This window comes from Streptomyces sp. BoleA5 (assembly GCF_000373665.1).
Lineage (GTDB): Bacteria > Actinomycetota > Actinomycetes > Streptomycetales > Streptomycetaceae > Actinacidiphila.
The window spans coordinates 157,266-164,876 of record NZ_KB892101.1 but is presented as its reverse complement, the minus strand read 5'-3'; the positions used below and the strand labels follow the sequence as shown (position 1 = coordinate 164,876).

Sequence of the window (7,611 nt, the reverse complement as noted above, 5' to 3'; positions counted from 1 at the left end):
GTACTAATAAGCCGAGGGCTTGTCCATAGGTTGCTCGCGTCCACTGTGTAGTTCTGAAACAACGAACCCCGGCCCCCCGTTTTGGTGGGGTGGTTGGTGCCGGTTTGTTGGTTTCATAGTGTTTCGGTGGTCATAGCGTTAGGGAAACGCCCGGTTACATTCCGAACCCGGAAGCTAAGCCTTTCAGCGCCGATGGTACTGCAGGGGGGACCCTGTGGGAGAGTAGGACGCCGCCGAACAAATATTGAGCCCCGGCTCCCGAGTTTAATCACTCGGGAGCCGGGGCTTTTTTGCGTACGATCGCGGTATGAGCAGCTACACGATACGTCCCTCCCACCCCGACGAATGGCGCGCGCAGCGGGCTCTGCGGCTGGAGGCGCTCAAGGATCCCGCCGCGGCCCTCGCCTTCGTCAACACCCATGACACCGAGGCGGCGTTCGACGACGAGGTGTGGCGGCAGCGGGCGCAGACCCAGTCGTTCATCGCGGAGGACGAGGCCGGCGAGCGGGTCGCCAATGTGGCCGTACTCGTCGAGACGGGCGAAGAGTTCGACGTCCCCCAGACGCATCTGGTCGGCGTGTACGTGCGGCCGGAGTTCCGGGGCGGCGGGCTGGCCACGGAGTTGCTGGGCGCGGCGATCGCGTGGTCGTGGGAACTGCCCGAGGGCGTGCGGCGGGTGCGGTTGTGGGTGCACGAGGACAACCACCGCGCACAGGCCTTCTACAAGCGGCTCGGTTTCGTCAGGACGGGGAGGGCGATGGCGTTCCCGCTGGATGAGTCGCAGACCGAGTACGAGATGGAGCTGAAGCGGCCGTAGGGCGTGGCGCTAGGGCAGGCGCACGGCGTCCGGGACCTCGTCGAGCAGGGCCGGGGGCTGGGTGCCGAGGACGAGGCGGGCGTCGGCGCGGTGCCAGAGCGGGCCGCGCCAGTGGTCGCGGGCCTGTTCTGGGGACCGCAGCACGGCCAGGGTGGGCAGGCCTGCGGCGCTGCCGGTGGCCAGCAGATCGGGGAGTTCCGGGATCGGCGCGAGGGCGGCGATGTCGTCCAGCACGAGGGTCATTGGTGGGTCGAGCCGACCGGAGGATGACCCTGCGGCCATGCGCCGGCCGTGCTCGACCACGCTGGAGACGAGTGCGGTGAGCAACGGCATCGCACCCGGGTGGGTTCGCGGGTCCTCGTTCGGCTCGCCCACCACATAGAGCGTGCCCAGATCCGTGAGGAATGACTCCAGTTCGAGGCCGTCGGTGCGTCCCGGATTGCAGGCGTCCCGGATGTGGACGGAGTTGAGGGACTCCAGGGCGCGGTGGACGAGGGCCTGGGCGGCGTCGCGGCGGTGGGTGTGGGCGTGGAGGACGGACTCGAGCTCACCGCTCCAGCCCGAGGCCGCCTTGGGATGCGTGCGCAGGATGCGGACGGCGTCCTGGCCCGAGCTTCCGCCCGCCCAGCGGTGCACCTGGCGGAACGGCTGGCCGTCGACGGCGGCCGCGTGCAGCCAGCAGCGCAGGAGGGTCTCGGCGGCGTCGAACATCGCGGCGTCGGCCGCGGCGCGGGGCCGCACCGGGAACAGCAGGGCGCGGGCGCGCGTGACGGCGGTGGGGACGTCCGCGCAGCCCGAGTGCGGTGCCCAGCGGAGCCGGGCCGGGGTGTCGACCAGGTGGGCCGGGTCGTAGACGTGGACCGGGCCGAGCTTGGCGCGGTTGCCGACGGTCTGGTGGAAGGTGTCCGGATCGGCGGTGGTCACGAGGACCGGGCCGGCCGCGTTGAGTACGGCCGGCTGGACGAGGCGCTTGCCCTTGTCGCTGCGGAGGGCCGCGAACGCCGCGTAGGTGCGGGTGAGTTCGTGATCGGTGGTGACGGAGGGACCCGCCGGACCGGCCGTGGGCGCGGCGGCAGGGCCCACCGGTACGGATTGGGGCTCGGGGACGACCGCCGTTGGGGCCTCCACGGGCCGCTGCGGGGCCTGGCGGGGCCGGACCGGGGTCTCGGGCTCCACGGCCGCCTCCGCGGCCTTCAGGGCGGCCGTACGGCGCGCGGCGTGGCGCAGCCGGGTGCGGGCGATGACGCCCATCACGAAGACCGTGAGGACGAAGAGCACCATCAACTGCCCGATGAACACGCCCCAGAACAGCCCGGATCCGGGCAGCCCCTCGGGCGGGGCGGGTCGCCAGGCCCCGGCGATGTCGTGGGGTTCGGCGATGAGGTGGCGCATGGCCACGGGGGTGCGGGTGAAGTGGACCTCGGCGGGCCACGCCCCGTGGGAGACGAGACCGGCTATCCCGGTGCCCGTCCACACCAGGATGGTCATTCCGAGCAGGAAGCCCATGATGCCGAGGATCAGCCCGTCCGGGATCCCGCCCTCGCGCTCCTGCCCGTGGTGCTGCGCTCTCGCCATGGTGAGGTCCCCGTTCAGGCCACCGCGTCGTCGGCCAGTTGCTTGTCGAGGGAGACCCGCGGCTGGTCGTACCCGTCCGTTCCGTCGTCGTCCGAGGCCTCGGTCATGGCGCGGTCGGTGTAGACCAGCGGCCGCTCGCTCTCGGTGATGAGGTGCTTGACGACCTGCACGTTGCCGTTGACGTCCCAGACGGCGATGCCGGGGGTGAGGGTGGGGATGATCTCCACCGCCCACCGGGGCAGGCCGAGCACGCGGCCGGTGGCGCGCGCCTCGTCGGCCTTCTGGGCGTAGACGGTACGTGTCGAGGCCATCTTGAGGATCGCCGCTGCCTCCTTCGCGGCGGCTCCGTCCACCACGTCGGAGAGGTGGTGGACGACGGCGACGAAGGACAGGCCGAGACGGCGGCCGAACTTCAGGAGTCGCTGGAAGAGCTGGGCGACGAACGGGCTGTTGATGATGTGCCAGGCCTCCTCGACCAGGAAGATCCGTTTCTTCCGGTCGGGGCGGATCCAGGTGTGCTCCAGCCAGACGCCGACGATCGCCATGAGGATCGGCATGGCGATGGAGTTGCGGTCGATGTGGGACAGGTCGAAGACGATCAGCGGGGCGTCGAGGTCGATGCCGGCGGTCGTCGGGCCGTCGAACATGCCGCGCAGGTCGCCGTCGACGAGCCGGTCCAGGACGAGGGCGACGTCCAGGCCCCAGGCGCGGACGTCCTCCAGGTCGACGTTCATCGACTCGGCGGAGTCGGCCATGGGGTGCCGCAGCCGGTCCACGATGTCGGTGAGGATCGGCTGGCGGTCGGTGACCGTCTCGTGGACGTAGGCGTGGGCCACCTTGAGCGCGAAGCCGGAGCGCTCGTCCAGGCCGCGGCCCATCGCGACCTCGATGATCGTGCGGAGCAGCGCGAGCTGGCCCGTGGTGGTGATCGCCGGGTCGAGCGGGTTGAGCTTGATGCCCCCGTCGAGGGCCGCCATCGGGTCCAGGCGGATGGGAGTTATTCCGAGGGCCTTGGCGATGAGGTTCCATTCGCCGACGCCGTCCTCGCCCTGGGCGTCCAGGACGACGACCTGGCGGTCGCGGAAGCGCAGCTGCCGCAGGACGTAGGTCTTCTCCAGGGCGGACTTGCCGTTGCCGGACTCGCCGAGGACCAGCCAGTGGGGGGCGGGGAGTTGCTGCCCGTACAGCTGGAACGGGTCGTAGATGTAGCCCTTGCCGGAGTAGACCTCGCGGCCGATGATCACGCCCGAGTCGCCCAGGCCGGGCGCCGCGGTCGGCATGTAGACGGCCTGGGCCTGACCCGTGGAGGTGCGGACGGGGAGCCGGGTGGTCTCCACCTTGCCGAAGAGGAAGCTGGTGAAGGCGTCGGTGAGCGCTGCGAGGGGGTCCAGCATGGGCATGGGTGGAGCGCCTCCTCGGCGTCAGCGGTCGTCGCGCCCGGGGCGCAGGCTCCGGCGTGGCATCGTTGTCCCTGTCGTCCTTCCCATTAGCGCCGTCCCTGGAGACGGAGCGTCAAGTGCGCACAGGCGCATGGTGCTACCTCCCGGCCCCTCAGCGGCGGATGCCGGTCGCGAACGGGAGCGTGTTGACGAATGCCCGGTGGTGCTCCCGGTCGCACCACTCCAGCTTGAGGTACGACTTGCCCGCCGAGGCGCGGATCGTGCGCTTGTCGCGGGCCAGTGCCTCCGGGGAGCGGGAGGAGACCGTGATGTAGCCGACCAGGTTCACTCCCGCCGCGCCGGAGGCGAGGTCCTCGCCGCGCTGGTCGATGCGGGAGTGGTGGGCGATGTCGCGGGGGTCGACGACGCGGTTCATCTTGGCGGCGCGGCTGGCCTCGGCGTCGTCGTTGGTCTTCTCGGTGAGCATGCGCTCGATGGCGACGTCGGTCGGCTCGAGGTCCATGCAGACCGCGACGGTGCGGATCACGTCCGGGGTGTGGACCAGCAGCGGTGCCATGAAGTTGACGCCGACGGGGGTCAGCGGCCACTCCTTGACCCAGGCCGTGGAGTGGCACCAGGGGGCGCGGGTCGCCGACTCGCGGGTCTTGGCCTGGAGGAAGGTGGGCTCGGTGGCGTCCAGTTCCGCGGGCCAGGCGTTGCGGCGGGTCATCGCCTGGATGTGGTCGATCGGGTGGTCCGGGTCGTACATGGAGTGGATGAGCGACGCCAGCCGCGCCTGGCCGAGCGGCTGGCGGACCCGGATGTCGGCCTCGGTGAGACGGGCGCAGATGTCGGTGAGCTCGCGGGCCATGACGGCGGCGATGCCGGCGTCCTTGTCGAGGGTCTTGCGGCCGCCGCCCGCGGCGCGGGCGATGGTGCTGCCCTCGGCGGCGAGTTCGCGGCTGTAGTGCATGCACGCGACGAGGTAGGCGCGGTGCTGCTCGGACGAGGTCGACACCATCGACTGCAGCTGGTCGTAGGAGTCCTTGAGCCACTGCTCGGCGCGGTCGTCGCCGCGCTGGGCGACGTCCTTGGCGTGGGCGTCGGGGTCGGCGGGCAGGGTGCGGGCGAGCATCTGGAGCCGGGTGACGAAGCCGTCCCCGTTGGCGACGTGCTTGAGCAGGGTGCCGAAGCGCTCGACGAGGGCCTCCTGGTCCTCGCTGTCGCGCAGGCCCACGCCGGGGCCCTCGATCTCGATGGCGGCGGTCACGGTGCGCCGGTCCACGTGCAGGAGCACGGCGATCTCGTCCGGGCCGAAGGGCGCCGACAGCCAGGTGATGCGGCCGATGCCGGGCGGCGACCCGATCTCCACCTCGCGGCCGTCGAGCCGGGTGCCGGCCTCCGCGGCCGCGGAGCGGTACGCCGCCGAGGAGCGCAGCGTACGGCGGTAGCTGCGGTTGATCTCGAACCAGCGGTAGAAGGTGCGGCGCCGGTACGGCATGTAGACGGCGGCGAAGGCGAGCAGCGGCCAGCCTGTCAGGCCGAGGATGCGCAGCGGCAGTACGGGGATCAGCAGGCCGCACATCATGCCGAGGAACGCGCCGGCGATGATCAGGGTGATCTCGCCGGTCTCGCGGTTCTTGCCGACGATGGCGTTGGGACGCGCCTTGCCGATCAGGTACGTGCGGCGTTGCTGCGGTGGGGCGTAGGGCTGGGACGTCACCGGCTTTCGCCTCCTGCTGTCTTGCTGGGCCCGCCGCCGTTGCCGCGGTCAGGGTTCGTGCGCGGCGCGGGGGCCGGTGCCGGGGCGGTGCCGTTGCGGCTGCTGTGGGCGGCGATGCCGCTGGGTACGGCGTTCGCGGGCTGTGCGCCGCCGCCCGTGGCCTGCTCCTGGGGGCCGCCGCGGGTGCTGTGCGTCTTGATGCCCTGCTTCACCAGCGCGGCCGGGGAGGAGATGACGGCGGCGGCCTGGGACTCGGCGCTCGCCTTGCGGTTGTTGCGGAGGCTGGCCACGTCGTCGCCGAAGCCGGGGACGAAGCGGTAGATCATCGCGCTGGCGAAGATGGCCAGCAGGATGATGGCCAGACCGGACACGACGGCGCCGAACGCGGTGGGCCCGTCGGAGCCGCTGAGCGCGCCCGCGAGGCCGAGCACGACGACGATCACGGGCTTGACCAGGATCACCGCGATCATGATCCCGGCCCAACGGCGCACGTGATGCCACATGTTCTTGTCGACCAGGCCCGAGTACACGGCGGTGCCGAGCAGGGCGCCGACGTACAGCAGCGCGGCGCGGATGACGAGTTCGAGCCAGAGGACGCCGGCGGCGAGCACGGACACCAGGGAGACCACGATCAGCATGATCGGGCCGCCGCCGATGTCGGAGTCCTTGGTCAACGCGTCCTGGAACGAGCCGAAGAAGGTGTCCGTGCTGGCGGACGTGCCGGAGGCGATGACCTCCGTGATGCCGTCGGTCGCCGACACGACGGTGTAGAGGATCAGCGGCGTGAAGGCGGAGGCGATCACGGTGAGCCAGAGGAAGCCGACGGCCTCGGTGAGGGCCTCCGTGAGCGGCACCCCGCGCACGGCGCGCTTGGCGACGGCCAGCAGCCACAGCAGGAGCGTGAGGAAGGTGGATGCGGCGAAGACGACGGCGTACTGGGTGAGGAACGCCTTGTTGGTGAAGTCCACGGCGGCGGTCTTGTTGACGGCGTCGGAGAGGCCGTCGATGACCCAGGCGGCGGCGTCGGCGCAGCCGCGCGCGAGCGAGTCCAGGGGGTCGAGCGAGTCCGCGACGGACGGGGTGCGGCCGGAGCCCCCCTCGCAGTAGTCGCGGGCCTGCCCCACGATCAGGTCGCACGCGTTGTTGCTGCCGCTCGGGCTGGGCGTGGGGCTGGGGGCGGCCGTCGCGCGGGACGCGGCGAGGACGAGGGCCGTCTGGGCGGCCGTGAAGAGGGCGGTCAGGGACAGCGCGCGGCGCCGGTGGCTACCTGGCATACGTGAAACCTCCGTATCCCTGAACCGCGTTGGCGATCTCGTCGGCACCGGCCGCACGGTTGTCGCCGTTGACGGGCGCGGGGCCCTCCTTCTGACTGGACCTCTCGATTCTCCAGTCCCCGTCAACCCAGACGAGTTGCTCGGTGATGGTGAACCAGGTCTGGCTCACGGGCTTCGTCGAGCCCTCGCCGGCCAGGCCGACGAGGCCGGTGCTCCACACTTCGACGGTCGCGGCGTTCCTGGAGAAGTCCGTCACACGGGTGCCCACGGGGACCGTGCGGGAGACGAACGTGTAGCCGTCCGGGACGCTTCCGTCCTCGCCGAGCCCCACGTTGGCGAGGAATCCGGGCGAGTAGGCGCGGTCGAGGTCGCCCTGGAGGCGGTCGGCCACCTCGGGGGCGTGGATCGCGGCGACGATCGCGTGACGGCGGGCCGCGTCGAACATCCCGTCCGAGCCGAGCGCCACGGCGTAGTTCGCGGCGGCGGACTGCGCGCCCTGGTCGGTGCGGGCGTACCCCGTAGGGATGCCCGCGTTCTTGCCGTCCACCGGCTTCGTGCCGGTGGGGGATGTGGGCTGGGAGCGGGCGCCGTTGGAGGTGCCGCCCTGGCCGCCGCTGCCGGGGGAGCCGGAGGGGGAGCCGCCGCCGCGGTTGGCGAAGGCGATGGCGGCGATGAGGAGCACGACGACGCCGACGACCGTGACGAGGCTGCGGCTGGAGCGCTGCGGACGGCGGGCGGGGCCGCCCGTGCCGGGCGGGGGCTCGGGGAGACGGGTACGGGTCGGGGGGCCGTCCTGGCCGAGGCTCATCGGGGGCTCGCCCCCTCGGGGGTCATCGGGTGAGT

General features: G+C 71.5%; 6 protein-coding genes and 1 rRNA gene. 2 read left to right on the top strand and 5 right to left on the bottom strand.

Features of this window, described 5'->3' with window-relative positions:
- Positions 1-122: 122 nt before the first annotated feature.
- Positions 123-239, top strand: a 5S ribosomal RNA gene (gene rrf, locus B085_RS0116600).
- A gap of 68 nt (positions 240-307) precedes the next feature.
- Positions 308-817: a GNAT family N-acetyltransferase gene (locus tag B085_RS0116595; protein WP_018559691.1), complete on the top strand. Its 510-nt coding sequence runs from the start codon at positions 308-310 to the stop codon at positions 815-817.
- 9 nt (positions 818-826) lie between these two features.
- On the opposite strand, the gene B085_RS0116590 is transcribed toward B085_RS0116595, so the two are convergent.
- The 5 genes from B085_RS0116590 to B085_RS0116570 form a co-directional block, all read right to left on the bottom strand.
- A complete protein-coding gene (locus B085_RS0116590) occupies positions 827-2,392 on the bottom strand; it encodes a type IV secretory system conjugative DNA transfer family protein (RefSeq protein ID WP_018559690.1) in 1,566 nt (521 codons plus the stop codon).
- 14 nt (positions 2,393-2,406) lie between these two features.
- Entirely contained in the window at positions 2,407-3,786 is a 1,380-nt protein-coding gene (locus tag B085_RS0116585) for an ATP-binding protein (RefSeq protein ID WP_078619923.1), read from the bottom strand.
- Between the two features lie 157 nt (positions 3,787-3,943).
- Entirely contained in the window at positions 3,944-5,494 is a 1,551-nt protein-coding gene (locus tag B085_RS0116580) for an SCO6880 family protein (protein ID WP_018559688.1), read from the bottom strand.
- The gene (locus B085_RS0116575) at positions 5,491-6,768 is read right to left on the bottom strand and encodes a hypothetical protein (RefSeq protein WP_018559687.1); all 1,278 of its coding nucleotides are present in this window, start codon (positions 6,766-6,768) and stop codon (positions 5,491-5,493) included. Before B085_RS0116575 ends, B085_RS0116580 begins: the two co-directional genes overlap by 4 nt.
- Entirely contained in the window at positions 6,758-7,576 is an 819-nt protein-coding gene (locus B085_RS0116570) for a hypothetical protein (protein WP_018559686.1), read from the bottom strand. The genes B085_RS0116575 and B085_RS0116570 overlap by 11 nt, the downstream gene beginning before the upstream one ends.
- Positions 7,577-7,611 lie beyond the last annotated feature (35 nt).